The organism is Leifsonia sp. HAY1-4F, from assembly GCF_056755275.1.
In genome coordinates this window covers 1-254 of the sequence record NZ_JBNDHX010000423.1, presented here as the reverse complement: position 1 = coordinate 254, position 254 = coordinate 1, and the positions used below count along the sequence as shown (strand labels likewise).

Sequence of the window (254 nt, the reverse complement as noted above, 5' to 3'; positions counted from 1 at the left end):
GGCCGGGACCGAGTCGATGGCGAAGACGACGTCGGTGCCGAGGATCGCGACGGCCACGACGGCGAGCGGCGTCAGCCGGCGGCGCCCGCCGCGCCTGACCGACAGGTGCGTGCCGTCGTAGTCATCGGTGACCGGGTGGAAGCGGCGGACCAGCTTGACGCTGCGCAGGTTCGCGACGTCGATCTGGTGGTCGCCGTGCGACAGCGCGTCCCGGCCGACCTTGACGGCGGTGGCCATCAGGATCGCGCCGAAGA

At 72.4% G+C, this 254-nt stretch carries 1 pseudogene; it reads right to left on the bottom strand.

Annotated features, from left to right (window positions below):
• A pseudogene (locus ACPYOG_RS20045) lies at positions 1 to 254 on the bottom strand (TerC family protein); the annotation flags it as partial.